24 protein-coding genes and 5 tRNA genes are annotated in these 25,846 nt (G+C 59.7%); 18 read left to right on the top strand and 11 right to left on the bottom strand.

The features are described 5' to 3' along the window. Nucleotides 1–280: 280 nt before the first annotated feature. From disA to I2F59_RS04665, 6 genes are all read left to right on the top strand, one after another. The gene (gene disA, locus I2F59_RS04690) at nucleotides 281–1,321 is read left to right on the top strand and encodes a DNA integrity scanning diadenylate cyclase DisA (RefSeq protein WP_369796797.1); all 1,041 of its coding nucleotides are present in this window, start codon (nucleotides 281–283) and stop codon (nucleotides 1,319–1,321) included. Beyond that, nucleotides 1,321–2,049, top strand: a complete 729-nt coding sequence (gene ispD, locus I2F59_RS04685; RefSeq protein WP_195503409.1) for a 2-C-methyl-D-erythritol 4-phosphate cytidylyltransferase — start codon at nucleotides 1,321–1,323, stop codon at nucleotides 2,047–2,049. The genes disA and ispD overlap by 1 nt, the downstream gene beginning before the upstream one ends. Beyond that, a complete protein-coding gene (ispF, locus tag I2F59_RS04680; protein WP_006234975.1) occupies nucleotides 2,039–2,533 on the top strand; it encodes a 2-C-methyl-D-erythritol 2,4-cyclodiphosphate synthase in 495 nt (164 codons plus the stop codon). Before ispD ends, ispF begins: the two co-directional genes overlap by 11 nt. Before the next feature lie 3 nt (nucleotides 2,534–2,536). Further along, nucleotides 2,537–4,003, top strand: a complete 1,467-nt coding sequence (cysS, locus tag I2F59_RS04675) for a cysteine--tRNA ligase (protein ID WP_195503408.1) — start codon at nucleotides 2,537–2,539, stop codon at nucleotides 4,001–4,003. A 186-nt stretch (nucleotides 4,004–4,189) separates the two neighbouring features. Then, complete coding sequence (gene rlmB, locus I2F59_RS04670; RefSeq protein WP_195503407.1) at nucleotides 4,190–5,104, top strand: 23S rRNA (guanosine(2251)-2'-O)-methyltransferase RlmB; 915 nt, start codon at nucleotides 4,190–4,192, stop codon at nucleotides 5,102–5,104. A gap of 3 nt (nucleotides 5,105–5,107) precedes the next feature. Beyond that, nucleotides 5,108–5,785, top strand: coding sequence for an NYN domain-containing protein (locus I2F59_RS04665; protein WP_055285223.1), 678 nt, complete (start codon nucleotides 5,108–5,110; stop codon nucleotides 5,783–5,785). Between the two features lie 27 nt (nucleotides 5,786–5,812). On the opposite strand, the gene I2F59_RS04660 is transcribed toward I2F59_RS04665, so the two are convergent. Beyond that, nucleotides 5,813–7,153 (bottom strand): DNA-binding protein, encoded by a 1,341-nt coding sequence (locus tag I2F59_RS04660; RefSeq protein WP_195362186.1) that lies wholly within the window; start codon nucleotides 7,151–7,153, stop codon nucleotides 5,813–5,815. A gap of 224 nt (nucleotides 7,154–7,377) precedes the next feature. On the opposite strand from I2F59_RS04660, the gene I2F59_RS04655 reads away from it, so the two are divergent. The 11 genes from I2F59_RS04655 to rplA all read left to right on the top strand — a co-directional run bounded on the left by I2F59_RS04655 (nucleotide 7,378) and on the right by rplA (nucleotide 12,399). Next, nucleotides 7,378–7,452 (top strand) — tRNA-Thr (locus I2F59_RS04655). 565 nt (nucleotides 7,453–8,017) lie between these two features. Then, nucleotides 8,018–8,099: transfer RNA gene (locus I2F59_RS04650), tRNA-Tyr, on the top strand. 10 nt (nucleotides 8,100–8,109) lie between these two features. Further along, nucleotides 8,110–8,185, top strand: a tRNA-Thr gene (locus I2F59_RS04645). A gap of 3 nt (nucleotides 8,186–8,188) precedes the next feature. Next, nucleotides 8,189–8,265, top strand: a tRNA-Met gene (locus I2F59_RS04640). Nucleotides 8,266–8,361: 96 nt separating this feature from the next. Next, nucleotides 8,362–9,552, top strand: coding sequence for an elongation factor Tu (gene tuf / locus I2F59_RS04635; RefSeq protein WP_117563790.1), 1,191 nt, complete (start codon nucleotides 8,362–8,364; stop codon nucleotides 9,550–9,552). A 279-nt stretch (nucleotides 9,553–9,831) separates the two neighbouring features. Then, nucleotides 9,832–9,981, top strand: coding sequence for a 50S ribosomal protein L33 (gene rpmG, locus I2F59_RS04630; protein ID WP_022093895.1), 150 nt, complete (start codon nucleotides 9,832–9,834; stop codon nucleotides 9,979–9,981). 13 nt (nucleotides 9,982–9,994) lie between these two features. After that, a tRNA-Trp gene (locus tag I2F59_RS04625) sits at nucleotides 9,995–10,070 on the top strand. 76 nt (nucleotides 10,071–10,146) lie between these two features. Continuing rightward, nucleotides 10,147–10,485, top strand: a complete 339-nt coding sequence (secE, locus tag I2F59_RS04620; RefSeq protein ID WP_195503406.1) for a preprotein translocase subunit SecE — start codon at nucleotides 10,147–10,149, stop codon at nucleotides 10,483–10,485. A 3-nt stretch (nucleotides 10,486–10,488) separates the two neighbouring features. After that, the gene (gene nusG / locus I2F59_RS04615; protein ID WP_099432095.1) at nucleotides 10,489–11,025 is read left to right on the top strand and encodes a transcription termination/antitermination protein NusG; all 537 of its coding nucleotides are present in this window, start codon (nucleotides 10,489–10,491) and stop codon (nucleotides 11,023–11,025) included. Between the two features lie 120 nt (nucleotides 11,026–11,145). Next, the gene (gene rplK, locus I2F59_RS04610; RefSeq protein ID WP_022093893.1) at nucleotides 11,146–11,574 is read left to right on the top strand and encodes a 50S ribosomal protein L11; all 429 of its coding nucleotides are present in this window, start codon (nucleotides 11,146–11,148) and stop codon (nucleotides 11,572–11,574) included. A 117-nt stretch (nucleotides 11,575–11,691) separates the two neighbouring features. Beyond that, complete coding sequence (gene rplA, locus I2F59_RS04605; RefSeq protein ID WP_022093892.1) at nucleotides 11,692–12,399, top strand: 50S ribosomal protein L1; 708 nt, start codon at nucleotides 11,692–11,694, stop codon at nucleotides 12,397–12,399. A 125-nt stretch (nucleotides 12,400–12,524) separates the two neighbouring features. Here the strand turns inward: rplA and I2F59_RS04600 are convergent, their stop codons facing one another. The 10 genes from I2F59_RS04600 to I2F59_RS04555 all read right to left on the bottom strand — a co-directional run bounded on the left by I2F59_RS04600 (nucleotide 12,525) and on the right by I2F59_RS04555 (nucleotide 24,569). Then, a complete protein-coding gene (locus I2F59_RS04600; RefSeq protein WP_117799696.1) occupies nucleotides 12,525–13,235 on the bottom strand; it encodes a metallophosphoesterase family protein in 711 nt (236 codons plus the stop codon). Then, nucleotides 13,232–15,148, bottom strand: coding sequence for a BMP family ABC transporter substrate-binding protein (locus I2F59_RS04595; RefSeq protein ID WP_195503405.1), 1,917 nt, complete (start codon nucleotides 15,146–15,148; stop codon nucleotides 13,232–13,234). The genes I2F59_RS04600 and I2F59_RS04595 overlap by 4 nt, the downstream gene beginning before the upstream one ends. Before the next feature lie 93 nt (nucleotides 15,149–15,241). Beyond that, nucleotides 15,242–16,009 (bottom strand): mechanosensitive ion channel family protein, encoded by a 768-nt coding sequence (locus I2F59_RS04590; protein WP_195239368.1) that lies wholly within the window; start codon nucleotides 16,007–16,009, stop codon nucleotides 15,242–15,244. Nucleotides 16,010–16,138: 129 nt separating this feature from the next. Further along, a complete protein-coding gene (locus I2F59_RS04585) occupies nucleotides 16,139–18,163 on the bottom strand; it encodes a bifunctional metallophosphatase/5'-nucleotidase (protein WP_195503404.1) in 2,025 nt (674 codons plus the stop codon). Nucleotides 18,164–18,321: 158 nt separating this feature from the next. Beyond that, nucleotides 18,322–19,116 (bottom strand): ABC transporter ATP-binding protein, encoded by a 795-nt coding sequence (locus I2F59_RS04580; RefSeq protein ID WP_055250279.1) that lies wholly within the window; start codon nucleotides 19,114–19,116, stop codon nucleotides 18,322–18,324. Next, nucleotides 19,109–20,032, bottom strand: coding sequence for an ABC transporter permease (locus I2F59_RS04575; RefSeq protein ID WP_006234992.1), 924 nt, complete (start codon nucleotides 20,030–20,032; stop codon nucleotides 19,109–19,111). Before I2F59_RS04575 ends, I2F59_RS04580 begins: the two co-directional genes overlap by 8 nt. 203 nt (nucleotides 20,033–20,235) lie before the next feature. Next, nucleotides 20,236–21,216: an ABC transporter substrate-binding protein gene (locus I2F59_RS04570; protein WP_117745795.1), complete on the bottom strand. Its 981-nt coding sequence runs from the start codon at nucleotides 21,214–21,216 to the stop codon at nucleotides 20,236–20,238. A gap of 160 nt (nucleotides 21,217–21,376) precedes the next feature. Next, the gene (locus I2F59_RS04565; RefSeq protein WP_117745796.1) at nucleotides 21,377–22,162 is read right to left on the bottom strand and encodes a hypothetical protein; all 786 of its coding nucleotides are present in this window, start codon (nucleotides 22,160–22,162) and stop codon (nucleotides 21,377–21,379) included. 258 nt (nucleotides 22,163–22,420) lie between these two features. Further along, a complete protein-coding gene (gene asnS / locus I2F59_RS04560; protein WP_055285210.1) occupies nucleotides 22,421–23,824 on the bottom strand; it encodes an asparagine--tRNA ligase in 1,404 nt (467 codons plus the stop codon). 181 nt (nucleotides 23,825–24,005) lie between these two features. Beyond that, complete coding sequence (locus I2F59_RS04555; RefSeq protein WP_040359007.1) at nucleotides 24,006–24,569, bottom strand: PTS sugar transporter subunit IIA; 564 nt, start codon at nucleotides 24,567–24,569, stop codon at nucleotides 24,006–24,008. A gap of 242 nt (nucleotides 24,570–24,811) precedes the next feature. Between I2F59_RS04555 and I2F59_RS04550 the strand changes: the two genes are divergently transcribed. After that, nucleotides 24,812–25,711, top strand: coding sequence for an alpha/beta hydrolase (locus tag I2F59_RS04550; RefSeq protein WP_161160737.1), 900 nt, complete (start codon nucleotides 24,812–24,814; stop codon nucleotides 25,709–25,711). Nucleotides 25,712–25,846: the final 135 nt, after the last annotated feature.

Genomic DNA, 25,846 nt, shown 5'->3' with positions numbered 1-25,846 from the left:
GTCTCGTTCATTAAGGCAAGCCAGGCCGCATCGGCCAGTGTGTTGACTTGCCGCGCCACCGGAGGCGAACCCGATCACGCGACTACTCCCTCATTTATGCGAATCCCGATGCTACCACATAAGCAGCTCATTTGGATTGGGGCTCTCAGCTGTGTTCGCTCATTCTGTAAGCATCGGATTTTGCGGGCGTCACAGGGGTAAACCGTGAGAAACTTATTGACGTTTATGGAGCGTATACGATGGGAGCGATGCCTTGGATAAGAACGAGCTGCAAAAGCGTATGGAACAGGCCATCCGCCTGACTGCCCCCGGTCAGCCGATCCGCACCGCCCTCGACATGATCATCGCCGGTCACCTGGGCGCCCTTATCTGCGTCGGCGACACCGAAAACGTACTCGCTGCCGGCAACGACGGATTCCCGCTCAACATTTCGTTCACCTCGAACCGTCTGTTCGAGCTCTCTAAGATGGACGGTGCTATCGTTATCGACGGCGACCTCACCCAGATCCTGCGCGCCAACTTCCACCTCAATCCCGATCCCTCGCTTGCCACGAGCGAGACGGGCATGCGTCACCGCACCGCCGCTCGCATGTCGGTGCTCACCGATGCCATCGTGATCTCGGTCTCGGCCCGTCGTGCCGTCGTCAACGTGTACGTTCACGGCAAGAGCTACGAGATCCAGCCTGTCACCACCATCATGAGCTCGGTCAACCAGCTCGTCGCCACGCTCCAGACTACCCGTCAGTCGCTCGATCGCTCCCTGCTGCGCCTGACGGCCCTCGAGCTGGACGACTACGTCACGCTCGCCGACATCACCGGCATTTTCTCGAGTTTCGAGATCATGCAACAGGCAAAGACCGAGCTTAAGGATTGTATCGTCAAGCTGGGCAACCAGGGCAAGCTCGTGCAGATGCAGCTCGAGCAGCTCGCTGGCTCCAGCATGGATACCGAATACGACCTGATGATCCGCGACTATGCGAGCGATTCCTCCGAGGCAAACGCCGAGAAGATTCGCGCCGAGCTTAGCCGCATGACGCCTAAGGACTTGTCCGACCCACAGCATGTGGCGGCGGTTCTGGGTTACGACGACCTGGACGAGGACTCCGTCATGACGCCGCTGGGCCTGCGCACGCTTTCGCGCGTGTCCGTCGTGCGCGACGGCGTGGCCGAGAAGATCGTCGACGAGTACGGCTCGCTGCAGGAACTCATGGACGACATCAGCGAGGATCCGGAGCGCCTGGGCGACTTTGGCGTTAACAACCCTGCCATTCTTGCGGACTCGCTGTACCGCATGAAGGGCACCAAACAGGGGAACGCATAATGGCGCCCGTATGCGCCGTGGTCGTTGCCGGTGGCAGCGGCCAGCGCTTTGGTAACCCCGGTGGCAAGCAACTCGTTAACGTGGCGGGCCGTCCGCTTATGAGCTGGTCCATCCGCGCGTTCGATCGGAGCGATAAGGTCGGCCACATCGTCGTGGTTTGCCCTGCCGAGCGTCGTGCCGAGATGCGCCGCCTGGCCATCGACCCGTTTGACTATGACACGCCCATCAGCTTTGCCGATGCCGGCGATACCCGCCAGGATTCCACCCGTGCCGGCGTGCATGCGGTTCCGGCGGGCTTTGAATACGTCGCCATTCACGATAGTGCTCGTCCGCTCATTACGACCGAGGCCATCGACCACGCGATCGACGTGCTTGTGGGCGACCGCGCCCTCGACGGTGTCGTGTGCGGTCAGCCCGCGATCGACACGCTCAAGATCGTCGATGGCGACAACATCGTCGAGACGCCGCCGCGCGAGCTGTACTGGGCTGCGCAGACGCCGCAGATCTTTAGCGTCGATGCTATGAAGCGCGCCCACGCTGCAGCCATTGCCGAGGGCTTTATCGGCACCGATGATTCGTCGCTGGTCGAGCGCATGGGCGGGCGCGTCCGCTGTGTCCAGAGCCCGCGCGATAACCTTAAGGTGACGGTGCCCGAGGACCTGCGTCCCGTAACCGCGATTCTGCTCGGTCGCATGGCCGAGGGAGAGGACCTTCCCCATGTTCAGTAACCTGCGCATTGGCCATGGCTACGACGTTCACCGTCTGGTGGAGGGGCGTCGATGTATCATCGGCGGTGTCGACATTCCCTACGAGCGCGGCCTGCTGGGCCACTCGGATGCCGATGTGCTCGCGCACGCCTTGGCCGACGCCATTCTGGGCGCCTGCCGCGGGGGAGACATCGGCAAGCTATTCCCCGATACCGACCCCGCCTATGAGGGTGCCGATTCGATGGTGCTGCTCGCTCGCGTGATGGACTATGCGCGCGAGCTGGGCTTCGAGTTTGTCGATGCCGATTGCACCATTGCCTGCCAGCAGCCTAAGATCACCCCGCACCGCGATGCCATGCGCGCCAACCTTGCCCATGCCCTGGGTGTTGACGTCGAAAACGTGGGCGTCGCCGCCACTACGACCGAAAAGCTCGGTTGGGAAGGCCAGGGCGAGGGAATCGGCGCCTGGGCCGTCTGCCTGCTACAGAAAACCGTTAAGGAGTAACGAATGCGTATCTACAACAGCGCTACCCATAAAAAGGAAGAGTTCCAGCCCATCGAGTCCGGAAAGGTCCGCATGTACGTGTGCGGCCCCACGGTCTACGACAACATCCACATCGGCAACGCCCGCACGTTCATCAGCTTTGACGTGATTCGTCGCTGGCTCATCGCGAGCGGCTACGAGGTCACATTCGCCCAGAACCTCACCGATGTCGATGACAAGATCATCAAGCGCGCCAACGAGCAGGGCCGTACCGCCGCCGAGGTTGCGACGGAGTTCTCTGACAAGTTTATCGGCGTTATGCGCGCCGCCAACGTGCTCGATCCCGATGTGCGTCCTCGCGCCACCAAGGAGATCGGCCCCATGATCGCCATGATCAAGACGCTCATCGAGCAGGGCCATGCCTATGCCGCCGATAACGGCGACGTGTACTTTGCCGTGCGCAGCGATCCCAACTACGGCCAAGTCTCGGGCCGCAACATCGACGACCTTATGGTGGGTGCGCGCATCGAGGAGAACGAGGACAAGAACGACCCGCTCGACTTTGCCCTATGGAAGGCCGCCAAGCCCGGCGAGCCCAGCTGGCCGAGCCCCTGGGGCGAGGGCCGTCCCGGTTGGCACACCGAGTGCGCCGCCATGGTACACCGCTACCTGGGCACTCCGATTGACATTCATGGCGGCGGCTCCGACCTTGCCTTCCCGCATCACGAGAACGAGTGCGCCCAGGCCACCTGCGCCTGGCACCAGGGTTTCTCCAACACCTGGATGCACACGGGCATGCTGCTGGTCGACGGCGAGAAGATGTCCAAGTCGCTCGGCAACTTCTTTACGCTGGCCGAGGTCCTCGAGCAGCACTCTGCCGCGGCCCTGCGTCTGCTGATGTTGCAGACGAGCTATCGCTCGCCGCTCGACTTTTCTTGGGAGCGCCTGGAGGGTGCCGAGAACTCGCTCACGCGTATCGCCGGTACGGTCGAGAACCTGCGCTGGGCCGCGAACCATGCGACGGCCGATGCCGATGAGGCGGCATCCAAGGCGTTTGCCGCCAAGGCCGCCGAGACCCGTGCCACCTTTAAGGAGTGCATGGACGACGACTTTAACTCCGCCGGTGCCATGGGTGCTGTCTTTGGCTTTGTGACCGAGTGCAACCAGTACCTGGAGCAGGCGGGCGACGCTGCCGACAAGGCCGCCACGCTTGCCGCCGCCGACACGCTGGCCGAGCTGCTCGATACGCTTGGCGTTGAGCTCCCCGAGCCCAAGGTCGAGTTGCCGCTGGGCCTGCTGGGCGTTGCCGCCGGTTTGGTTGCCTACACGGGTGACGACGTGGACGAGGCCGCTGCCAAGATTCTCGAGGCCCGCGCCGAGGCCCGCGCCGCCAAGAACTGGGATCTGGCCGACGCCATCCGCGACCAGCTCAAGGACCTGGGCCTCACCATTGAGGATACCGCCGCCGGCACCCGTATCAAATCTCTCTAATCCCCGCGGGTTTCCCAAGCACCCGACCTTGCCGTTCAAACCGTCGCTCGCGTACTCAAGTACGCGTCGCTCCTCTTTCACGGCAATCTCGGGCACTTGGAAAACCCGTACCGACCGCTTGAGCTATTCGTCTTAAGCGGTCGCTTCTTTTGTCCTGTTTGAAAAGTATTTAAAGGAGGCCGCTTTATGGCCGACAATCGCAAGCGTGCATCGCGTGGAGGCAAGCAGGCTGCTTCTGGCTCGCGTCCGATTCGCCGCAATGATCGCGCTGCCGCTCCCAAGAGCCAGCGCGATCGTACCCAGGCCGCACGTCCGCAGCGCGATCGCAACCGCGACGCTGTCCAGGCTCCCAAGGGCGAGTTTATCGAAGGTCGCCGTGCTGCCGCCGAGGCGCTACGCACTGGTTTTCCCATCAAGCGTGCGCTCATTGCCGAGGGCGGGGAGCGCGATGCCGCCTTGTCGCGCCTGGTCGACGACCTCAACGCCGCGGGTGTCCGCATTAAGTATGTGCCGCGCGCGCAGCTCGATGCACTGTCGAGCCATGGCGCTCACCAGGGCATTGCGCTCGAGGTTGGTAACTTCCCTTACGCCGATGTCGCCGACATCCTCGACCGCGCGGGCGACGGTCCGGCGCTCGTCATCGTGCTCGACCATGTGACCGACGACGGCAACTTTGGCGCCATCGTGCGCTCCGCCGAGGTCGTGGGCGCGGCGGGCGTCATCATTGCCAACAAGCGCGCCGCCGGTGTGACCGTCGGCAGCTACAAGACTTCTGCCGGCGCCGTCATGCACCTGCCCATCGCGCAGGTTCCCAATATTGCCCGTGCGCTCGATGACCTCAAGGCCGCCGGCTTTTGGGTGGGCGGCGCCTCCGAGCACGCCGAAGGCAGTTGCTGGGACGCCCCCTTCGAGGGCCGCGTTGCGCTCGTCATGGGTTCCGAGGGCGACGGCATCTCGCGTCTTGTGCTCGAGAAATGCGACTTTTTGACCAAGCTTCCCCAGCGCGGCATGACTGAGAGCCTCAATGTTGCCCAGGCGACCACAGCACTGTGCTTTGAGTGGCTGCGCCGCAACGCCGACGAGCTCATGGGGGAGGAGTAGCGCATGTCCAAGAAGAACCGCGCCAAGTCCAAGGCCAAGCGCTTTGGCGAGGGCTCGGCCAAGCCGATTGTTTCGGCCGCGACCTATGGCGTGGGCGGCAATGCGTTTGCGCAGGCCATCGCCGATCCGGTCTCGACGGTGCACTCCAATAAGCCCGAGCTGCTGGTGGTCGACGGTTACAACGTGATTCACTGCACGCCGCGCTACGAAAAGCTCGTCTACGACCATTCCGACGATCCGTATTCCAGCGACGTCCACGATATGGCGCGAACTGCACTCATCAACGACGTCGCCGCGTTTGCCCAGGGCCGCTACGAGGCCGTGATCGTGTTTGACGGCGCGGGCAACATCTCCAGCGAGCGCCCCAACCTGCCGGCCCGCGGCGTGCGCATCGAGTTTTCGCCGACGGGCGTCTCTGCCGATACCGTGGTACAGAAGCTCTGCATCGAGGCACGCGAGGAAGGCCGTGCGTGCTCTGTGGTGTCGAGCGACGGCACGATCCAGGCCGTCGTCATGGGCAAGGGCGTTACGCGCATCTCGAGCCGTATGCTGGTGGACGAGATCAAACAGATCGATAACGACGTTCACGAGGCAGAGGAAGCTCCGCAGATCAAGATGACCTTGGGCAGCCGCCTGAGCCCCGAGGCGCTGGCCAAGCTCAAGGCCCTGCGCGGGAGGTAGGGGAGTTGGCGGGGCAATGCTGCCTCGCTAACTCCATTCAGCGATGTCGATCATTCTTTCGAGGCGCCACGTTAGCGCCTCTTTTAGATAAGGCAGTCTCGCTGCTAGGGCATCGTTTTTAGACAGAATCTCGATTGCCTCGTCGACAAAACCTTCGAGTTTGTCCCCGTCAAACCAGTTCATATCCTCAACAAGCAACATTTGTTTCGCGGGACTTGAATGGAACTGCGCGCTGGCAAAACTGTGCTCTCCTGCCCTAAGCTCATCTAGAGATATGTTGCACCAGAGCGATGAGCCCGAATCGAAGATGGGGGCTGGTCTGCAGACTAGTGAGTTGACGTTTCGCACGAGGCCGAAGTTGCGCCAATGACGATCGTAGTTGGCGATGATGTCGTCACACACGATCATGTGGTCAAGGGCATCCTTGACGCCTGTCACCCCGAGTTCCTCGCAGTTTGCTACGTATCGCTCGTAGTCAGTTAGCCGTTCATCTGCGTTTGCGTGCTGGTTTACATAGAACGCAGGGACATACTCTTCTTCATCAGTTAAGAAGACATCGCATATGCTCAGGGCGGAAGTGCCCGTGCCCTCGAGCGAGTAAGGTACATAATCGCAGGCGTTTAGGATGCGACGGTGGAGCGCGGTCGCCACCAGCTCGTTATAAGGTTCCTGGTTCAGGTGCGCTCCTGCCTTATGCAGAATTCGACGCCCGCCCTCGCACGTCCAGTACTTTTGAAGATTGCCGTCCGAGGTGTTATCGGGCTTTGCGGCAGCCGCTTTTCCCTCTGGGGCAAAGGGCGCAATGGACAGCGAGACGTCATCAAAGGCGTTATTGAAGAAGTTAATATCCTCCCAGACGAGACCGGAATCTTGGGGTCTAATCCAATACTGGTCGGATAAGGAGAGGCCAAGATTTCGCTGTACGAGTTCATCGGGAACATCGACTGCGGCTTCTGCAAGCAGGGAGGCTAGCCCAATGCGTGCGAGCGGGATACCGCGACCGCGCCACCAGATGCGGAAGGAGTCGAGCGATACGGAGCTATTGGGGCCAAATACCCCAATAGGGGCGTGGGCGTAATCGATGTCGGCGCCGATGTGGGTAAAGTCTTTTCGCGATGTGTTGTAGACCAGCTGAGCGACTTCGTGCGTGCGGTTCATGAGGGTGAACGCGATCTCGCTCTTACCGTGGCCGCGGCGGGGACGTCCTCCCGTTTTGGTCACGGAGCGGAGTCGCGTGTCGACGCTGTCTTTGTCGATGAGCCATACACCAGAAGCCTTGCGGGCATCAAGTGCTCCGTTTTTTATGAGCTCCTGCACCCTGCGCGGAGTGATGCCGAGCAGCTCGGCGGCTTCCTTGGTAGTAAGCATCACGAAACCCTTCGTCAAAACGAATAGTTTTATATATAGCAATTGTAATTAAAACTATTCGTTCTGACGAATAGTTTTGAGATTGAGGGCGAACCGACAGAAATGAACGGGCCTGGTACCTGTTGTTGCTGGTTTTTGCATATTTATATAACGCCGTGTGGCCTGTTGCGCCCCGTCCGTAATTCCTTTATTCTTAACAGGCTTCGCGCGAAAGCGCCAAGTGTGCCAGTGTGGCGCAACGGTAGCGCAACTGATTTGTAATCAGTGGGTTGCAGGTTCGATTCCTGTCACTGGCTCCATGAGAGTTTCGGGCTCTGTTCCTTGTGGGACAGGGCCCGTTTCTATTTATGTCGACATGTAAGTGGGTTTGACTCCCACCAAGCTTCAGGTTTGTCTCGATCTGTAACACGAAGAGGCTGAAAACCGTTCTAGCTGTTACAGAGTGAGACGTAAGCCGGGGTCGCCGCGTAGTATCTCGATCTGTAACAGATAGGAGAGGAATGACCCTCTTACTGTTACAGATTGAGATGAAAACGGTGAGGCCCCTGGTCTACTTGATTGCACCGGGGAAGCTCCGATCTCGACCTATATATAGGTGCAAATAGGCTGTTATCGAAGCTCGATCCTGAAGGTGTACTCTACTACACCAAAGTGTTACCTTGGGAAACGTCACCTCAGTATCCAAAACCACCGTCCCTCATATCCCAACTCAACAAAACAGCAGGTCAAAGGTATATAGATACGCCCGGGGCCGTGTATCTAGAGGTTTTCGTTGACAGCCCCCAAGGTTGCATCGTATTATCTTCTTCGTTCGCGGGGGCGGCGGTCCAAAAGACCAAAGAACCTGCGGATACTTGAACGATTGGGAGTTTGCCCGAGTGGTTAATGGGGACGGGCTGTAAACCCGTTGGCTCTGCCTACATAGGTTCGAATCCTATAGCTCCCACCCGTCAAGTGCCTGTATAGCTCAGTCGGTAGAGCACTTCGTTGGTAACGAAGAGGTCACCAGTTCAAGTCTGGTTGCAGGCTCCATCCGGCGGTGTAGCTCAGTTGGTTAGAGCACACGGTTCATACCCGTGGCGTCACTGGTTCGAATCCAGTCACCGCTACCATAGGTAACACGGTGGCTTCTCAATAGTATGTTGAGAGGCCACTATGGTATAAAGGCAAAGTCCCGTCCGGGGACGACCTGTTTAGAGGAGGGCTTTATGGCCAAAGAGAAGTTTGAGCGCACTAAGCCGCATGTTAACATCGGCACCATTGGTCACGTCGACCACGGCAAGACCACGCTGACCGCTGCCATCACCAAGGTTCTCTCCGAGACCGAGGGCTGCAAGGCTGACTTCACTGCGTTCGAGAACATCGACAAGGCTCCCGAGGAGCGCGAGCGCGGCATCACGATCTCCGTCTCCCACGTCGAGTACGAGACTGCTGCCCGTCACTACGCTCACGTTGACTGCCCGGGCCACGCTGACTACGTCAAGAACATGATCTCCGGTGCTGCTCAGATGGACGGCGCTATCCTGGTCATCGCCGCTACCGACGGCCCCATGGCTCAGACCCGCGAGCACATCCTGCTCGCCCGTCAGGTCGGCGTTCCCTACATCGTCGTCTTCCTGAACAAGTGCGACATGGTCGACGATGACGAGCTCATCGACCTCGTCGAGATGGAGACCCGTGAGCTCCTCTCCGAGTACGATTTCCCCGGCGACGACATCCCCGTCATCCGTGGTTCCGCTCTGGGCGCTCTCGAGGGCGACGCCAAGTGGATGGACGCTATCCGCGAGCTCATGAACGCCGTCGACGAGTACATCCCGACGCCTGCTCGTAACAACGACCTCCCGTTCCTGATGGCCGTTGAGGACGTTATGACCATCTCCGGCCGTGGTACCGTTGCAACCGGCCGTGTCGAGCGCGGTGAGCTCAAGCTCAACGAGCCCGTCGAGATCGTCGGCATCAAGGATACCCAGAACACCGTCGTTACCGGTATCGAGATGTTCCGTAAGTCCATGGACTTCTGCGAGGCTGGCGACAACGTCGGTCTGCTGCTCCGCGGCATCAAGCGCGAGGACATCGAGCGCGGCCAGGTTCTCTGCAAGCCCGGTTCGGTTACCCCGCACACCAAGTTCACCGGCGAGATCTACGTTCTGACCAAGGAGGAGGGCGGCCGTCACACCCCGTTCTTCGATGGTTATCGTCCTCAGTTCTACTTCCGTACCACCGACGTTACCGGTACGGTCAAGCTCCCCGAGGGCACCGAGATGGCTATGCCTGGTGACCACATCACCATCGAGGGCGACCTCATCCACCCGATCGCCATGGAGGAGGGCCTGCGCTTCGCTATCCGCGAGGGTGGCCACACCGTCGGTTCGGGCATCGTCTCCACGATCATTGAGTAAATTAGCTCTTTGATATAGCTGACTTAGAGAACCCGGCACTTATATGGGTGCCGGGTTCTTTTCTGCAATGGATATTGAGCCGTTGCTGGTGTCGAGAGGATCGATAATGGTTCTGGATGCACCGTCGATTAGCTCTCGATGGCTTCATTGATGTGTTCCAAATATGAATGGATCCACCGAGAACCAATTGACTCGAGGTTTTCATTGACAGCACTTACGTGGAGCTGATAAAGTAACAACTCGTGCCCGTACGGGGCGGAAATGAAAGGTTCAGGATACATGCGTACTCTAGTTACTCTTGCGTGCACTGAGTGCAAGCGCCGCAACTATACGACCACCAAGAACAAGTCGACCATGCCTGATCGTATGGAGATCAAGAAGTATTGCCCCTGGTGCCGTCACCACACGCTGCACAAAGAGACTCGCTAGTCTCTAATCACATACGCCAGTAGTTCAATTGGTAGAGCATCGGTCTCCAAAACCGAGTGTTGAGGGTTCGAGTCCTTCCTGGCGTGCCAGTCATTATTCCGTAAGCTCCCACTTGGGGGCTTACGGTTTACTCATGTATAAGCGCATTGCGCGGAGGTAACCCAAATGGCCAACAAGAAGAACAAGAAGAAGGCCCAGCAGCCGGCACCTGCCAACAAAGCTGCCGCCAACTCCAAGGTTGAGGCCAAGAAGGCCGTTGCCAAGAAGAACGAGAAGGCTGCGAAGTCCAAGAAGAACGAGAAGCCTGGTTTCTTCGCCCGCACCAAGAAGTATTTCACTTCGGTCAAGTCCGAGATGAAGCGTGTCACGTGGCCCGATAAGAAGGAGCTCGTGAACTACTCGGTCGTCGTTTGCGCTTCTCTGATCGTCGTCGGCGTCGTCATCGCTCTGCTCGATGCTGGCTTTGGCGAGGCTCTTGCTCTGTTCTCTGGATTGAGGGGCTAAACCATGTCTAAGCGTTGGTACGTCGTTCACACTTACTCTGGATACGAGAACCGCGTTAAGTCCGATCTCGAGCATCGCATCGAGACTATGGGCATGCAGGACCGTATCTTTGATATCGAGATTCCTATGGAGCGCGTCACCGAGATTAAAGAGGGTGGCAAGCGTGAGACCAAGGATTCCAAGATCTTCCCGGGTTATGTCCTGGTCCGCATGGAGATGGATGACGATGCTTGGACGTGTGTTCGTAACACGCCTGGCGTCACCGGTTTCCTAGGCGGCAACGGCAAGCCCGCACCGCTTTCCCGTGACGAGTACAACAAGATGACTCGTCGTCCCGGTAAGGGCGATTCGCCCAAGCGCACCTCGGTTGATATTGAGGTCGGTACGTCCGTCCGCGTCACCGATGGCCCGCTTACCGACTTTGATGGCAAGGTCTCCGAGGTTAACACCGAGGCTGGCAAGCTCAAGGTCACGCTGATGATCTTTGGCCGCGAGACGCCGGTCGAGCTCGACTTTAACCAGGTCGCTGTCATCGCTTAAGTTTTCGTCCGTTCGCGCGAGCGTGCTTCTTCTGTGACTGCTCATCTCAGGAGTGCTTCTAACACGTGCGTGCTTACGATATAGCAAGTACTTCACACTCGTGATTCGAAAGGAATGACCATGGCTGAGAAGAAGGTTGCCAACGTCATTAAGCTCCAGATTCCTGCTGGTGCAGCAAACCCCGCTCCTCCCGTCGGCCCCGCCCTGGGCGCTGCTGGCGTGAACATCATGCAGTTCTGCCAGGCCTTTAACGCCGAGACGCAGGACAAGAAGGGTGACATCATCCCCGTTGAGATCTCTGTCTACGAGGACAAGTCCTTCTCCTTCATCACCAAGACCCCGCCGGCGGCTCACCTTATCAAGAAGGAGCTGAACCTCAAGTCTGGTTCCGCTAAGCCCCAGGCTGACAAGGTTGGTCAGCTCTCCCAGGAGCAGCTCACCAAGATCGCCGAGATCAAGATGCCGGACCTCAATGCCAACGACATTGACGCCGCCAAGAAGATCATCGCCGGTACCGCCCGTTCCATGGGCGTCACCATCGCTGAGTAGCGATTTCTTATGGTAACGGCGGGTGCTCCGACCGGGGCGCCCGTTAAATGTGTGCAATAGGGCACACGATACGATGTGGGAGGGCTCACGCCCGTTTAACCACAGGAGGTAATGCACATGGCTAAGCATGGTAAGAGCTATAACGCCGCTGCCGAGAAGATCGACCGCGCCACGCTCTACACCCCCCTTCAGGCTGCCAAGCTCATCAAGGAGCTCGACACCGCCAAGTTCGACGAGACCGTCGAGGCTCACTTCCGTCTGGGCATCGATACTCGTAAGGCTGACCAGAACATCCGTGGTTCCATCTCCCTGCCCCACGGCACCGGCAAGACCGTTCGTGTTGCCGTCTTCGCCGAGGGCGAGAAGGCCCGTGAGGCTGAGGCTGCCGGCGCCGACATCATCGGTTCCGACGAGCTCGTCGCCCAGATTCAGAAGGGCGAGATCAACTTCGACGCCGCTATCGCTACGCCGAACATGATGGCCAAGGTTGGCCGCATCGGTAAGATCCTTGGTCCCCGTGGCCTCATGCCGAACCCCAAGCTCGGCACCGTGACCATGGACGTCGCCAAGATGGTCTCCGAGCTCAAGGCTGGCCGCGTTGAGTACCGCGCCGACCGCTACGGCATCTGCCACGTGCCCCTGGGCAAGAAGTCCTTCTCTGAGCAGCAGCTCGTCGAGAACTACGCTGCCCTGTACACCGAGATTCTGCGCGTCAAGCCCTCTTCTGCTAAGGGCAAGTACGTCAAGTCCATCTCCGTGTCTTCCACCATGGGCCCTGGCGTCAAGGTCGATCCCGCTGTCCAGCGTGACTTCCTGGCTGAGTAACTGCTAGTTACTGCCTGAGTACAGCAAGCATTGCTAAAGAAACCCGGTTCTGCCTTGTGCAGGACCGGGTTTCTTGCTATCGCGTCAAAACCACCATAAAGGGGACAGTGTCCCCTTTATGGTGGTTACCAGGGTGTTCTGGCTGTTGAAGACTCGATGGCTTCGTGGCGTTTGAGCTCGCGGCGCATGGTTTGTGAGTTGAGCCAAGCTGCTTGCCAGCCGCGGATGGGGTAGTGCGTCTGGTCGAGCTCAAACTGCGTATAGCCGCAGGCGTTGATGATCGTCGTTCCACACACATGCTGACGCTCGCGCTGAAAATCGCAACCGTAGCTTTGGTGCACATGCCCGTGCACCATGTAGTCGGGATTCCAGGATTCGAGTGCTGTGTTAAAACACTCGAATCCTCGATGCGGCAGATCGTCCAGATCACCCATACCGGCGGCGGGTGCATGGGTAAGCAGAATGTCGCACCCGCCGACCATCCTAACCTTACGCGACAGCTTACGCATGCGCTTGGACATCTCGCGTTCGGTGTACATGTTGGCGCCGTCGCGATAACGCATGGACCCGCCAAGGCCCGCAATGCGAATCCCTCGGTACGTGTACACGCTGTCCTCTACGCAGATACATCCACCCGGTGCATGACGTGCGTAGCGGTCATCGTGATTGCCGCGCACGTAGATGAGCGGTTTGTTGATGACCGTAACCAAAAACTCAAGATAGTCCGGGTCTAGATCGCCGGCGGACAAAATCAGGTCGACTCCCTCAAAGCGTTCCTTGCGAAAGCACTCCCAAAGGCATCGTTCTTCGGTATCGGCTATGGCAAGGATTTTCATAGGGCAGGGACTTCCGGCTCATCGTCGAGCTGCGGAATGGTGCCTACCACGTTGTCCGCCAGCCAATTCATCTCGACAATCTGCGTGCTCGGCAGCGGAGGGAAGCCTTCGATCTGTACCACGCCGTTCTGGCTGTGGAGCTCGCCGCCAAAGGGGTTGATGGATCCCTCAACAATGCCGTTACGGAGCAACTGCACGAGTTTGCGCGTCTGGTAGGGTAGGCCCGGAGCGTAACGGATGTCGATAACGCCAGAGCTCATGCCGTACCAGTAGTTGACGGCGCGCACTTGGTTGTCATCGCTGGTCTCGTCCCACGTGCCGTGCAGAAGGCTGCGAACGATGAGCTCGTAGTAACGGCCCCAGTTCCATACCGGCATGGCGATGCCGGAAACCTTGCCATCGACCAGGCGGTGGAGTCCGTAGGCCGTAGGGTCTTCGAGCGACTTTGACATGTCAGCGCCGGTCATGACGCTCACGCCTTCGCGGCACATGGCCTCGGCAAGACCGCCGGCGGGTACATCGCCCCAGGTGAGGATAATTTGCGCGCGGGGGTCGAGCAGCGAGGCACCGATGGCAAAGGCATTGATCTCGCTGAGCGCGCCGGATGCGAAGACCGACGCGTGGTAGCCGATGCGATGGTTGTCTGCCATGCTGGCGGCAAGGGCGCCCAGGAGGAACTTGGCCTCGTACATCTTGCCAAAGTACGAACGGACGCTTTGGTGGGGAAGGCCGATAGAGCAGTTGAGGAACCGAACCTGGGGATACTCAACGGCAGCTCTGAGCGTGTATTCCATCAGGCGGTGCGAGGTCGAGAAGATGACGTTGTCTCCATGTTTGACAGCCGTTTCCACGGCGGCGTAGAACACGTCCGGATCGTGACAGTCCTCGAACGCCTCGGTGCGCACGATACCGTCAAAGTGCTCATCGAGATACTGGCGTCCTTGGTCGTGCAGACTGTCCCAGCTCGACGCCGCACAGGGGAACTCATGGATAAAGGCGATACACAGGGGGTTGGCCGTCGAATAGACAGTCTTGCCCATAAAGAAGTTGAGCACGCCGGAGGTGGACTTGGTGGGCGACTCCTCCTCATCGACGCTCGGCGCTTCGACAAGATCGACCTTGTCCTCGTTATTTTTGCCGGCAATGACCAGCTCGCGCCAAATCTTGCACAGGCGGTTTACGACGATATCCGTCGGCGTATCCAGCAGGCGGTCCTGGTTGTACACATTGAGGTAGACGAGCATGGCGTCGGCAGGCGTAATGTCCAGGTGGTCGCCGCCTGCGCGAAGGTAGGCGCGCTTAAAGAGCAGGAAGGTGTGGCGTAGGTAGTCGACCTTTTTCTGCGGCCATTTTTCGATAAGGTTCTGACCGAGCATCTTGGCGAGCGTCTCGTAGCTTCCCTCACGCGAGAACTCGATCTCGTATAGGGGGCAGACGCGCCAAAACGCGCAGAATTCACCGTACAGGCGGCTTTCGACGGAATCCCATGTGCCGGGGTAGAGACGGGTGACCCTGGCCGAAACCGTTGGAGCGTCCAGGAATTTGAGGACACTGACGCGTTTGTTGCCTTCCTGGACATAGAACCGATGCATGAACTCGGTGACGATGATGGGGTCGCGATAGCCCTCGGTTACCTGGATGTCGTAGAGGTTGGACCACTTGCGGGCGAACTCGGTGTTAAACGGCAGCAGGGGCATAAAGTTGCATGAAAAGGCGGGCTGACGGCCCTTGGTGACCGTGCCGACGACCATTTCGAGCGGAATATCCCGCAGGCCGACGCTCACTCGCTGACCTAAGGGGAGCTGAGCAACCAAGCTATCGAGGTCCGTAAGGTATGGATGCTCGCTTTGGCTAATGGCGCGACGGCGTCCCTGCTCGCCGCGCTTGCGTGCTTGACGATAGGCCTCTTCCATGGTGTCTACTCCCTTAGTCGTTTAAACAACGATATGAACCATGGTACCACGAATGAAAACCACTACAAAGATGCCTGTCCCCTTTGCGGTGGTTTAGGCGATGATGGGGGCGATGGCGCGGATGCAGGCGTCGGCTGCCGTGAAAGTAGTGCTGTCGTCGCTGACGATAAAGATGATCTTTCCTTTGATGCCAAAGTCGCCGATTTCGCTAAAGAGTACGTAGGGCTCCTTGTCAAAGCCCGAGATGGGCGAGACGGCCGTTTTGGTTGCGCTCGTGAGCTCGTCTGCCAGCACGTCAAGGGAGGCCCACTTAGACGTGTCCTTTACGGCAACGGGCACGGCCACGCGCCCAAAGGGCATCAAATGCACGAGCGTGTTCTTGGAGATGTTGGAATTGGGCACAATGATGGTCTGTCCACAGGCATCCTCAATCGTCGTATGGCGCCAAGTGATGTCTTGGACAACGCCGGATACGCCGCCGACCTCGATATTGTCGCCGGGTTTGATGATGCCCATAAAGGTCACCTGCATGCCGCCGATAAGGTTTGATAGCGTGTCCTGAAAGCCGAGCGAGATGGCGATGCCGCCGACGCCAAGAGCGGCGACGAGGGCGTTTGCATTAATGCCAAAACAGTTGTCGAGGATAAAGCTGCCGCCAATCATCCAGATGACGGCGCGCGCGATGTTGATGAAGATACTCGATGCCGGAAGCGGGTTATCGTCTCGGTTAAGCAGATGGTTCAGGGTCTTGGATACGACCTTGGCGGCGACGGCGGTGCCTATCGCCAAGATGACGGCCCAGATGATGTTGTGGACCCACCGTTGCTCAAAGAAATGAAGAATCGGCTCAAACAATTCCATGTGGGGAAAACCTCCTAATGATCGTCCAACCATGATACCCACCAAGAAGCCCGTCCGATCAAATTCGGACGGGCTTCTGTGCTCGATATAAGGTTTACGCGGCGGGGCTGCAAGGCCCGGCGGTGTAGCTTAGCGTCGACGCTTCCAGATAATGCCGAGGATGATGACGATGATGCCGCCGATAAGGCACGCGCCAACTACTGCCAGCGTGTGGTCTCCCGTTGCGGCGAGCTTACCGGTCGTCTTCTTGGTGATGACCTTCGTGGTCGTCGTGTCCGTCTTGGGCGAGGGCTTAGGCGTCGGGGCCGGTGTGGGCGTGGGGTCCACGGCAGCGGAGCCAAAGCTGATGGTGCCCGCGAGCGAGGCCATCTTGCTCTCCCAGCCGTTCTGCCCGATCAGCGCCCTCAGCGCCGCCTCGCACGTGCCCCACTCGGTGTACTTGGTGGCGTGTGCAAAGGTGGGAAAGTCGGTCGTGTTGGTGATGATGTAGTTGTTGGTGGCGACGGTATAGGCCTTGGCGGGGTCGAGCGTGCTGCCGTCCTTGGTGAGTGTGGCACTCACAATGCGCTTGCCTTCGGGCTGCGTCCAATCAATCGTAACGTTGATGCCGCCAAAGGAGAGAGCGCTGCCAGAGTCATCGCGCCACTTGTACTTGTCTTGCGCCTCCTGCTCGGTATGGCCGGCTGCCACGTAGGCTTGCTGAAGCTCGTAGCTGTGATTGCACTCGTCGCTGATCTGCAGTGAGTGCTCGAGCGCTGCCAGGAAGTCCGCGCCGGTCATGGTCCAGGTCTCCACGGTGTTGCCGTAAGGCGAGATAGCGATGACGTTGCCGGCGGTCACATCGCCCGAAGCGATGCCACCGCGGATGCCGCCAGCGTTTTCGATAGCGAGGTCCGCGCCCGTCAAGGCAAGATAGGAGCCGCAAATCACATGGCCGATGGTCTGGGCCTTGGTGGTATCGCCCTCCTTGCTGGGGCGGAAATCGGTGGTGCGCACCATTTCCCAACCATGCGTGCCTGCGGCGTCCTCGCCGTAGAAATAGTTGGTGGTGGATGTGCCGAGCACCTTGTTCGATTCGTTTTCAAAGGCCACGTCGAGCGGCTTGATCTTGTTGCGGACGGCTTCAAGGCGGTTTTGGTAGTCGGAGCCCTTGTCGGGGTCTGCCAAAAGGTCATTGACGTTCTTGGCGGTGTAGAGCTTCTCGTCAGTGCCGCCTGCAGGGACTGTGACCGTGTCATCGTCGGTCGTCTCGGTGCCATTCGTGTCGTACTTGTACGGAATGGAAAGCAGCCCCACCTCGGCAAAGGCGCTGCCTGCCTCGACAACGTGGATCGTCTTGCCGTCGGCTCCCGTCACCTTCTCGTTAAGGTTGATGTGCTCGTGGCCTGCGATAAGGGCATCGACGCCACGGAGCCGTGTGGCAAAGGTCTTTGCGTCGAGCGTGTGCGCGATACACACAACAACATCGCAGCCCTCCTTGCGCAGCTGCTCCGCCTCGGCATTGATGGCGTTCGCGGCACTCGAGAAGCTGGTGCCCGCGACCAGGTCCGCGCGCAGCGAGGAACCTAGCGACTCATCCATGGCTCCGACGACGCCGACCTTGATTTTGTAGTCGAATGTGGAGTGATCCTCGCTATCCTCCCAGGTGCGATCGAGCGTCTTCGTGATGCTCGAGCTCCATACGCCGTTCGAGGACGTTGCATTCGCGCAGAGCATGGCGAAGGGCGTGCCGGTGGTGCTGTAGCCGGTCATGGTGCGGAGTTTGTCCGCGCCGTAGCTCCAGTCGTGGTTGCCTGGCGTGGTTGCGTCGTAGCCGTCGGCGTAGAAGGTGTCCATGAGCTCGGCGATGCTCTTGCCCTCGCTCATGGTGGCGAAGGGCTGTCCGTGGAAGGTGTCGCCCGCATCGAGTAAAAGATCGGGGGCGCTGCTTTGGGCGCTATAGAAAACCGCCAGTCCGTCAAAGCCCACAGTGCCGGTGCCCTTGCTTGCGTTGTAGCTGTACTTGTAGCTGCCGTGGATATCGTTGGTGTGCATGACGGCCACGGAGCCGTCAATAGCGGCGGGCAGGTTTCCCGCGAAAGCGAGGCTTGGGATGCCTGCGAGCGCGCCGGCAAACAACGCGGCGGCCAACGCAAAGCGGGGGAGTCTTTTCATGGCAGTTTCCTTAGTCCTTAGCCAGAATGTCTGGTTGAATATCGGATTATCGACATAATATGCGAAAACCGCCGCAAGGGCCTCTGTCCCTTTGCGGCGGTTTTGGCGTTTGCGCAGATAAAACCTACCAAAATAAACCTGTCCCTTTTTGGCAGGTTTTAGCTTAGCAGCATGCGGTCGTTGGCGAGCTCGCCGCCCGAGACCTCCTCGAACTTCTGCAGCAGGTCGGCCACGGTGAGCGACTTCTTCTCGTCGCCGGCCACGTCGTAGATCACATGGCCCTCGTGCATCATGATCAGACGGTTGCCCAGACGGATAGCGTCGTTCATGTTGTGCGTGACCATGAGCGTGGTCAGGTGGTTCTCGTCGACGATCTCCTCGGTCAGGTTGAGCACCTTAGAGGCCGTCTTGGGGTCGAGGGCCGCAGTGTGCTCGTCGAGCAGCAGCAGGCGCGGCCTGGTGAGCGTGGCCATCAGCAGGGTGAGTGCCTGGCGCTGGCCACCCGAGAGCAGGCCGACCTTGGCGTTGAGACGCGTGTCCAGACCAAGGTCCAGGCGCTTGAGCAGCTCAACGTACTCATCTTTCTCGGCCTTGGTGACGCCCCACGAAAGGCCGCGACGCTGGCCGCGACGCTTGGCGAGGGCCAAGTTCTCGGCAATCTGCATGTCGGCAGCGGTACCGCGCATGGGGTCCTGAAACACGCGGCCCAGGTACTTGGCGCGCTGCGACTCGCTCAGGCGCGAGATGTCGGTGCCGTCGAGCTCGATAACGCCCGAATCGAGCGGGTACACGCCGGCGATCATGTTGAGCAGCGTGGACTTGCCGGCGCCGTTGCCGCCGATCACGGTTACAAAGTCGCCGTCATTCAGGGTGAGGTCGACGCCGGTGAGCGCGCGCTTCTCGGTGACGGTGCCCTTGTTAAAGGTCTTCTTGACATGCGAGAGCTTAAGCATCTGCCTCATCTCCCTTCGTGTAGGAGCTGCGGAGCTTATAGCGCTCCCAAACCACGGGCACGCACAGGGCCACAGCGACAATTACGGCGGAGAGCAGCTTCATGTCGTTGGCGTCCATGCCCAACTGCAGCACGATGGCGCGGATGAGGAAGTACACCACGGAGCCAAAGACGGCGGAGGCAAGACGGACGCTAAACTGCGTGAGGCCGCCGGGCAGCAGACGGCCGAGCACCTCGCCGATAACAATGGCGGCAAGACCGATAACGATGGCACCGGTGCCCATACCAATGTCGGCATACTTTTGGCTCTGGCAGATGAGCGCGCCCGAAAGGCCGATGAGGGCGTTGGAGAGCACGAGGGCGATCATCTTGGTGGAGTTGGTGTTGACGCCCAGAGCGCGGATCATGTACTCGTTGTTGCCGGTGGCTCGCAGCGCCGAGCCGATCTCGGTGCCAAAGAACCAATACAGGATGGCAACGATAGCCACGGCGAGCAGGATGCCCAAGATGATGGCAACGGTGGACTGCGGCAGACCGGTCATATTGCTGACGGCGGAGAACACGGTGCCCTTGGCAAGAATGGGCGTATTGGACTTGCCCATGATGCGCAGGTTGATGGACCACAGGCTGATCTGGGTGAGGATTCCGGCGAGGATCGCAGGAATCTCAAAGACGGTGGTCAAAATGCCCGTGACGGCGCCCGCGATGGCGCCGGCGCACATACCGGCCAGCACGGCGAGCAGCGGGTCGACGTTGTTATTGACGATGAGCACAGCGCAGACGCAGCCGCCGAGGGCAAAGCTGCCGTCGCAGGTCATATCGGGAATGTCGAGCAGGCGGAACGTGATAAACACGCCAAGCACCATAATGCCCCAGAGGACGCCCTGCGAAACGGCGCCCTGCAATGCAATGAGCATGCTTCATACCTCCTAGGATAGGGTGGACACGTGATTCACCATAATAGCGGTAACAATGCATAGAAGAGCTGCGGACAGACGTTTTGTTTTACCTGAAACAAGCAGGGCGGACGCCGGTCTACAGCGCCCGCCCCTGTGGCTCAGATATTGAATAACGCGGCTAAAGCGCGAGCACGGGCTCTAGACGCATGCCGCGTATGGCATTACGCGTCCAGAGCGGAAAGGTCGATGCCCAGGGCCTCGGCCATTTCGTCGTTCTTGACGACGACCAGGTCCTTGCTCGAGAGGTGCTTGATCGGCATGTCTTCGGGCTTGGCCTCGCCCTTCAGGATCTTAACGGCCATCTCGCCCGCGGCGTAGCCCAGGTCCTCGTAATTGATGGAGAGGGTGAACAGGCCGCCGGCCATGCACATACCCTCCTCGCCAGTCACGAAGGGAAGCTTGTTTTCCTTGCAGATCTGGCCGACCTGCGAGGCACCCGCGGCGATGGTGTTGTCGGTGGGGGAGTACAGTGCGTCGACCTTGCCCACGGCAGACTCGACGACGGACTGAATCTCGTTGGAGCTCGAGACGGTGAAGTCAGTGTACTCGAGGCCAAGCTTGTCGAGCTCCTTCTTGGCGGCCTTGATTTGGACGTCGGAGTTGGACTCGGCGGTGCAGTAGAGCAGGCCGACCTTCTTTACGTCGGGCAGGACCTTCTGCATCATCTCGAGCTGCTCGGCGACCGGGGTGAGGTCGGAAGCGCCCGTGACGTTGGTGCCGGGCTTGTCGTTGTCCTGGACCAGGCCGGAGGCGGCGTAGTCGGTGATGGCGCAGCCCACGATGGGGATATCGGCCGTGGCGCCGGCGGCAGCCTGCGCGGCGGGCGTGGCGATGGCATAAATCAGGTTGACGTTGTCGCCCACAAACTTGTCGGCAATGGACTTACACGTGGACTGGTCGTTCTGGGCGTTCTTCTGGTCGATCTTGACCTTAAGGCCGCTCTTCTTGATGGCCTTGACGAAGCCGTCGTTGGCGGCATCGAGCGCGGAGTGCTCGGTGAGCTGCAGAACGCCGATGGTGTAGTCGGAACCGGCGGCAGCGGAGCCGGAACCAGAGCTGCCGCCGCATCCGGCGAGCGGGGCGAGCGCGAGCAGGCCGGCGGAGACCAGAAGGCTCCTGCGGCTGATGGTGATGTCCTTCATATCATTACCCCCAGTATAAAAATGGCTGGAAACACTGCACTGGGACAAAGTGCAAGTGGGACTATAGTAGCGCTGATGTCCATTTTTACAACAGCCTGGCGGGTTTTTTAATACAGAATCGGATGGGCGGTACGGGTAGTCGAATGGGCGGCGGAGGGTCTTATGCGGCGGAGGAGGCGTCGTCCTCGTCCAGGGCGGCGAAGAGCTTCTTGCCGTCGAGCAGGCGCGTGCTGACGTTTCTCATACGGGCGATCTCGACGGTGCGCAGCGTATCGTCGGTGCCTCGGGCGTCGTAGACCGTTCCCAGCAGATACGAGATGCCATCGCGCTGCCTGATGGCAAAGGGACGGAGTGTCATCCGTGCTGCTTCGGTTTCGCCGCGTGTCGTGACGCTCGAAATATCAAAACTCACCGTGGTTCCGTGGTCGATGGCCTGCTCGACGAGCTCGCACGTGTCGATGCGCTTGATGGGCGTGCGTGTTGCCTTGGTAGCCTTGCTGCCTGCGCTTGGAGCGGGTTCGGGTGTATCGAGGTAGCCGCGAACGTCGGCGCTCGCCATGGCAACTAAGTGCTGCGCCATGCTCTTGCGGATAGCGATAGGCGTGGAGCGGTTGCGCATGACCATACCGTGGAGCCGGATGATCTCTTCATCGGTGAGCGGGCGGGTAAGAAGTTTGTAGCCCACGCCGCGTTTGTATTCAATTTCGTATCCGGCATGGCGAAGCGCGGAGATGGCGGTGTAGATGCTGCGCCGCGCCGCCGAGATGGGCATGCGGGCGGGGTCGTCGGGATGGGCGAGGCGCCGGATCAGCTCATCGGAAAGCATGGCCTTGTCTTCGCCGGTGTTTTCGCTCAAGAGCTGCAGGATACGAACGGCGCGATAGGCTGCCATCGAGGCGGCGCCCCTCGTCGTGGTGTCGTAGGTTTCAACAGCGGCTTCGGTCATGGTGCCCACGTCCTTTCCGTTTTGGGTGGCGACGGTATGGAGCCTAGGACGCGGGGCTTTCCCAGGGGCGCAGGGCGCTCTGGGCGGTCGGTAGTCGTCGGCAAACGGCGGGTCGAGTTTTCAACAGCCCTGCTCAACTGACCAAAAACTTGCCAAAAGCTTGACGGATGCTGTTGAAAAAAGCGTCTCTCGACCGATGTCGAGAGACGCTTGTGCGATGAGCGTTGGCGTGTGGCGACGCGAGCTAGCGTTCGACGATTAGAAGTCGGCGTTGCCCACGGTGCGCGGGTGCGGCAGGACGTCGCGGATGTTGCCCACGCCGGTCAGATACATGACCAAGCGCTCGAAGCCCAGACCGTAGCCGGCGTGCTTGCAGGAACCGTAGCGGCGCAGGTCAAGGTAGTACTTGTACTGCTCGGGATTCATACCCAGGTCCTTGATGCGGGCCTCGAGCAGATCCAGGCGCTCCTCGCGCTGGGAGCCACCGATGATCTCGCCGATGCCCGGCACCAGGCAGTCGGCGGCGGCGACGGTCTTGCCGTCCTCGTTCATGCGCATGTAGAACGCCTTGATCTCGGCCGGGTAGTCGGTCACGAAGGTCGGGCGCTTAAAGTGCTCCTCGGTCAGGAAACGCTCGTGCTCGGTTTGCAGGTCGATGCCCCAGCTCACGGGATAGTCAAACTTGTGACCGGCGGCGACGGCCTGCTCCAGGATCTCGACGGCCTCGGTGTAGGTAACGCGGGCAAAGTCGGAGTTGGCGACATGGTCCAGGCGCTCGAGCAGACCCTTGTCCACAAACTTGTTGAGCATATTGAGCTCGTCGGGGCAGGTTGCCATGACGTCCTTAAGGACGTACTTGAGCATGGCCTCGGCGTTATCCATGTAGTCGTTAAGGTCGGCAAAGGCCATCTCGGGCTCGATCATCCAAAACTCGGCGGCGTGGCGCGTGGTGTTGGAGTTCTCGGCACGGAAGGTGGGGCCAAAGGTGTACACGTCGCCAAAGGCCATGGCAAAGTTCTCGGCATTGAGCTGGCCGGACACGGTGAGGCTTGCATGCTTGCCAAAGAAGTCCTGGCTCCAGTCGACCTCGCCGGACTCGGTGAGGGGCGGATTTTTGGGGTCGAGCGTGGTCACGCGGAACATCTCGCCGGCGCCCTCGCAGTCACTCGTGGTGATGATGGGGGTGTTGACGTAGACAAAGCCCTGCTCCTGGAAGAAGCGGTGGATGGCGGCAGCCGCGACAGAGCGGATGCGGAACACGGCGCGGAACAGGTTGGTGCGCGGACGCAGGTGCTGCTGGGTGCGCAGGAACTCGACGGTTGCGCGCTTCTTCTGCAGCGGGTAATCCGGGGCGCTCGTGCCCTCGACCTCGATGGAGGTGGCAGAAAGCTCGAAAGGCTGGGGCGCATCGGGGGTCAGCTTGACGGTGCCGGTGCAAATGAGTGCGGCCGAGACGTTTTGATGGGCGATCTCGTCGTAGTTGTCGAGTGCCTCGCGGTTCATGACGACCTGCAGGTCGCGGAAGCAGCTGCCGTCGTTGAGCGTAACAAAGCCAAAGTTCTTCATGTCGCGGACGGACTTGACCCAGCCGGCGACGGTGACGGTCTGGCCGCCGAGCGACTCGGCATCGGCATAGAGCTGCGCGATTTTGGTGCGGTTCACGTATCCTCCCATAACGGTTGAATGATAGTTATCCATACAGTTCGATATTTTAGCAGCTCGGCTCATTTGGGCTATACAGATAAGGCATTGGCGGGATGGTTTTTCAAACGAAAAGCGCCCGCGGCCTAATGGTCGTGGGCGCTTGACGAGGTGCCTTTTGGCTGTGTGGCGCGGGGCCTGGCTACTTGGTCTTGGCAACCAGCAGCGGGTCGCCAAGCTTGACGAGCGGGTTGCCGCCGATAAGCGTTCCAGACTCGCCGACATGGTCGATGCTCTTAAGACGATCGAGCTCGGAGACGATGACGGTCACGATGTCCTCGTGACCAGCGGCCTTAATGGCCTCGCGGTCGAAGCTGATGAGCGGCTGGCCTGCCTTGACCACATCGCCCATCTCGACAAAGCGGGCAAAACCCTTGCCGTTCATTTCCACGGTGCCCAGGCCAACATGGATGAACACGCGCAGGCCGTCCTCGGTAATCATGCCGATGGAGTGGTTGGTGACAGTGGTGGCACCGATGCGGCCGTTGGCGGGCGCATAGATGGTGCCGGTAATGGGCTCGATGCCATAGCCCTGGCCAAGCATGCCCGAGGCGATCGTCTCGTCGGGAACCTCGTTCAGGTTGACGAGCACGCCGTTGACGGGGGCATAGATGACGCCTTCGCGGGTAGCGAAGCTTGCTGCGGGCGGAACGGACGCCTCGCCGGTCGAGGTGAAGGTGGACTTAAGCGAATCGAGCAGACCCATAGTTGCCTCCAACTTAAATAGGCGCATATCGCGCGTTTGGTTTGCCGGAAACGTTTCATATGTGTTTCGCGGCTTGGTCAAGCCCCTATTCTACGCTGCTCAAAGATACCTCTGAGCTGGGATTATGTGATATATCAGTTGAAGGGAAACTTATTGCCGGAGTGTTTCTGCGCCACGGGTTCAAGTGGGGTACGCTTGAAGGCAAAAAACAAGGGCGCTTAATTTGCGCGAAGGGAGCACATATGATTGTCGAGAACCATGCGCTGTGGGGCGAGGAGCCGACCGAGGAATATCCGGCGACCTTTACGTATTTGGGTGCCGAGCCGCTGCCCGATAAACCGAATGGCCGCCGCCCTGCCGTGATTATCTGCGGCGGAGGTGCGTTTACGCATATCGCTCCGCATGAGCAGGATCCCGTGGCGTTTGCGTTTTTGGATCACGGCTACCAGGCCTTTGTGCTCAACTATGTCACGAGTTCTACGGGTGACGTGAGCTTTCCGCACCCCCAGGCAGATCTTGCCAAGATGGTCGCCACGGTGCGCGCCAACGCTGACGAGTGGCATGTCGATCCCAAGCGCGTGTGCGTCGTGGGCTTTTCTGCTGGCGGCATGATTTGCGCTTCGCTGGCAACACAGTGGAAGACCGGCCCCTTCGCGGCACTTGCCGGGGCGCGTCCGGACGACATTCGTCCCGATGCCGTGGTGCTGGGCTATCCATTGCTCGACTTTGCCTATGTGCGCGACATGCAGACGCGCGATCCGCGCATTGACTTGCGCGTGCCCAAGACGGGCGGCAAGACGGGACGCGATTTGCTCAACGACTACCTGTCGATGGTGACGGGCGGCGAGGCAACTGACGAGCATCTGGCCGACATCTGCCCCACCACGCATGTTTCGCGCCAGATGCCACCGACCTTTGTGTGGGGCGTGTCCGACGACAAGACGGCGCCGATCGCGCAGGTCTACCCGTTTGCGCAGCGCATGGCCGAGGAGGGCGTTGCATGCGAGATGCACGTCTTCGACCAGGGTGGTCACGGCCTTTCGCTCGGCAACGCCAACACCGCGGTCGACAACGAGGACAAGCAGGTGGCGGTCCGTCCCTGGATTCGCCTAGCCTTCCGCTTCCTGGAGCGCCATCTGTAAGAGTAAGAGGGCCAGCCCCATCCCGTCCCTCATAACTTGCGGTGAAATAGTTCCAATTAAAGTCACGGGGCTTTAAACAGGAACTATTCCACCGCAACTTCGTTTTGATCTGTTGGAGACGGAGGAAAATGGATC

The sequence above is a fragment of the Collinsella aerofaciens genome, assembly GCF_015556945.1.
Lineage (GTDB): Bacteria > Actinomycetota > Coriobacteriia > Coriobacteriales > Coriobacteriaceae > Collinsella > Collinsella aerofaciens_AO.
This window is presented reverse-complemented; position numbering and strand designations above follow the sequence as displayed.

Coding starts and splice junctions, on each gene's coding strand:
- disA (WP_369796797.1), top strand. CDS start 281: ATGGAACAGGCCATCCGCCTGACTGCCCCCGGTCAGCCGATCCGCACC.
- ispD (WP_195503409.1), top strand. CDS start 1,321: ATGGCGCCCGTATGCGCCGTGGTCGTTGCCGGTGGCAGCGGCCAGCGC.
- ispF (WP_006234975.1), top strand. CDS start 2,039: ATGTTCAGTAACCTGCGCATTGGCCATGGCTACGACGTTCACCGTCTG.
- cysS (WP_195503408.1), top strand. CDS start 2,537: ATGCGTATCTACAACAGCGCTACCCATAAAAAGGAAGAGTTCCAGCCC.
- rlmB (WP_195503407.1), top strand. CDS start 4,190: ATGGCCGACAATCGCAAGCGTGCATCGCGTGGAGGCAAGCAGGCTGCT.
- I2F59_RS04665 (WP_055285223.1), top strand. CDS start 5,108: ATGTCCAAGAAGAACCGCGCCAAGTCCAAGGCCAAGCGCTTTGGCGAG.
- I2F59_RS04660 (WP_195362186.1), bottom strand. CDS start 7,153: ATGCTTACTACCAAGGAAGCCGCCGAGCTGCTCGGCATCACTCCGCGC.
- tuf (WP_117563790.1), top strand. CDS start 8,362: ATGGCCAAAGAGAAGTTTGAGCGCACTAAGCCGCATGTTAACATCGGC.
- rpmG (WP_022093895.1), top strand. CDS start 9,832: ATGCGTACTCTAGTTACTCTTGCGTGCACTGAGTGCAAGCGCCGCAAC.
- secE (WP_195503406.1), top strand. CDS start 10,147: ATGGCCAACAAGAAGAACAAGAAGAAGGCCCAGCAGCCGGCACCTGCC.
- nusG (WP_099432095.1), top strand. CDS start 10,489: ATGTCTAAGCGTTGGTACGTCGTTCACACTTACTCTGGATACGAGAAC.
- rplK (WP_022093893.1), top strand. CDS start 11,146: ATGGCTGAGAAGAAGGTTGCCAACGTCATTAAGCTCCAGATTCCTGCT.
- rplA (WP_022093892.1), top strand. CDS start 11,692: ATGGCTAAGCATGGTAAGAGCTATAACGCCGCTGCCGAGAAGATCGAC.
- I2F59_RS04600 (WP_117799696.1), bottom strand. CDS start 13,235: ATGAAAATCCTTGCCATAGCCGATACCGAAGAACGATGCCTTTGGGAG.
- I2F59_RS04595 (WP_195503405.1), bottom strand. CDS start 15,148: ATGGAAGAGGCCTATCGTCAAGCACGCAAGCGCGGCGAGCAGGGACGC.
- I2F59_RS04590 (WP_195239368.1), bottom strand. CDS start 16,009: ATGGAATTGTTTGAGCCGATTCTTCATTTCTTTGAGCAACGGTGGGTC.
- I2F59_RS04585 (WP_195503404.1), bottom strand. CDS start 18,163: ATGAAAAGACTCCCCCGCTTTGCGTTGGCCGCCGCGTTGTTTGCCGGC.
- I2F59_RS04580 (WP_055250279.1), bottom strand. CDS start 19,116: ATGCTTAAGCTCTCGCATGTCAAGAAGACCTTTAACAAGGGCACCGTC.
- I2F59_RS04575 (WP_006234992.1), bottom strand. CDS start 20,032: ATGCTCATTGCATTGCAGGGCGCCGTTTCGCAGGGCGTCCTCTGGGGC.
- I2F59_RS04570 (WP_117745795.1), bottom strand. CDS start 21,216: ATGAAGGACATCACCATCAGCCGCAGGAGCCTTCTGGTCTCCGCCGGC.
- I2F59_RS04565 (WP_117745796.1), bottom strand. CDS start 22,162: ATGACCGAAGCCGCTGTTGAAACCTACGACACCACGACGAGGGGCGCC.
- I2F59_RS04555 (WP_040359007.1), bottom strand. CDS start 24,569: ATGGGTCTGCTCGATTCGCTTAAGTCCACCTTCACCTCGACCGGCGAG.
- I2F59_RS04550 (WP_161160737.1), top strand. CDS start 24,812: ATGATTGTCGAGAACCATGCGCTGTGGGGCGAGGAGCCGACCGAGGAA.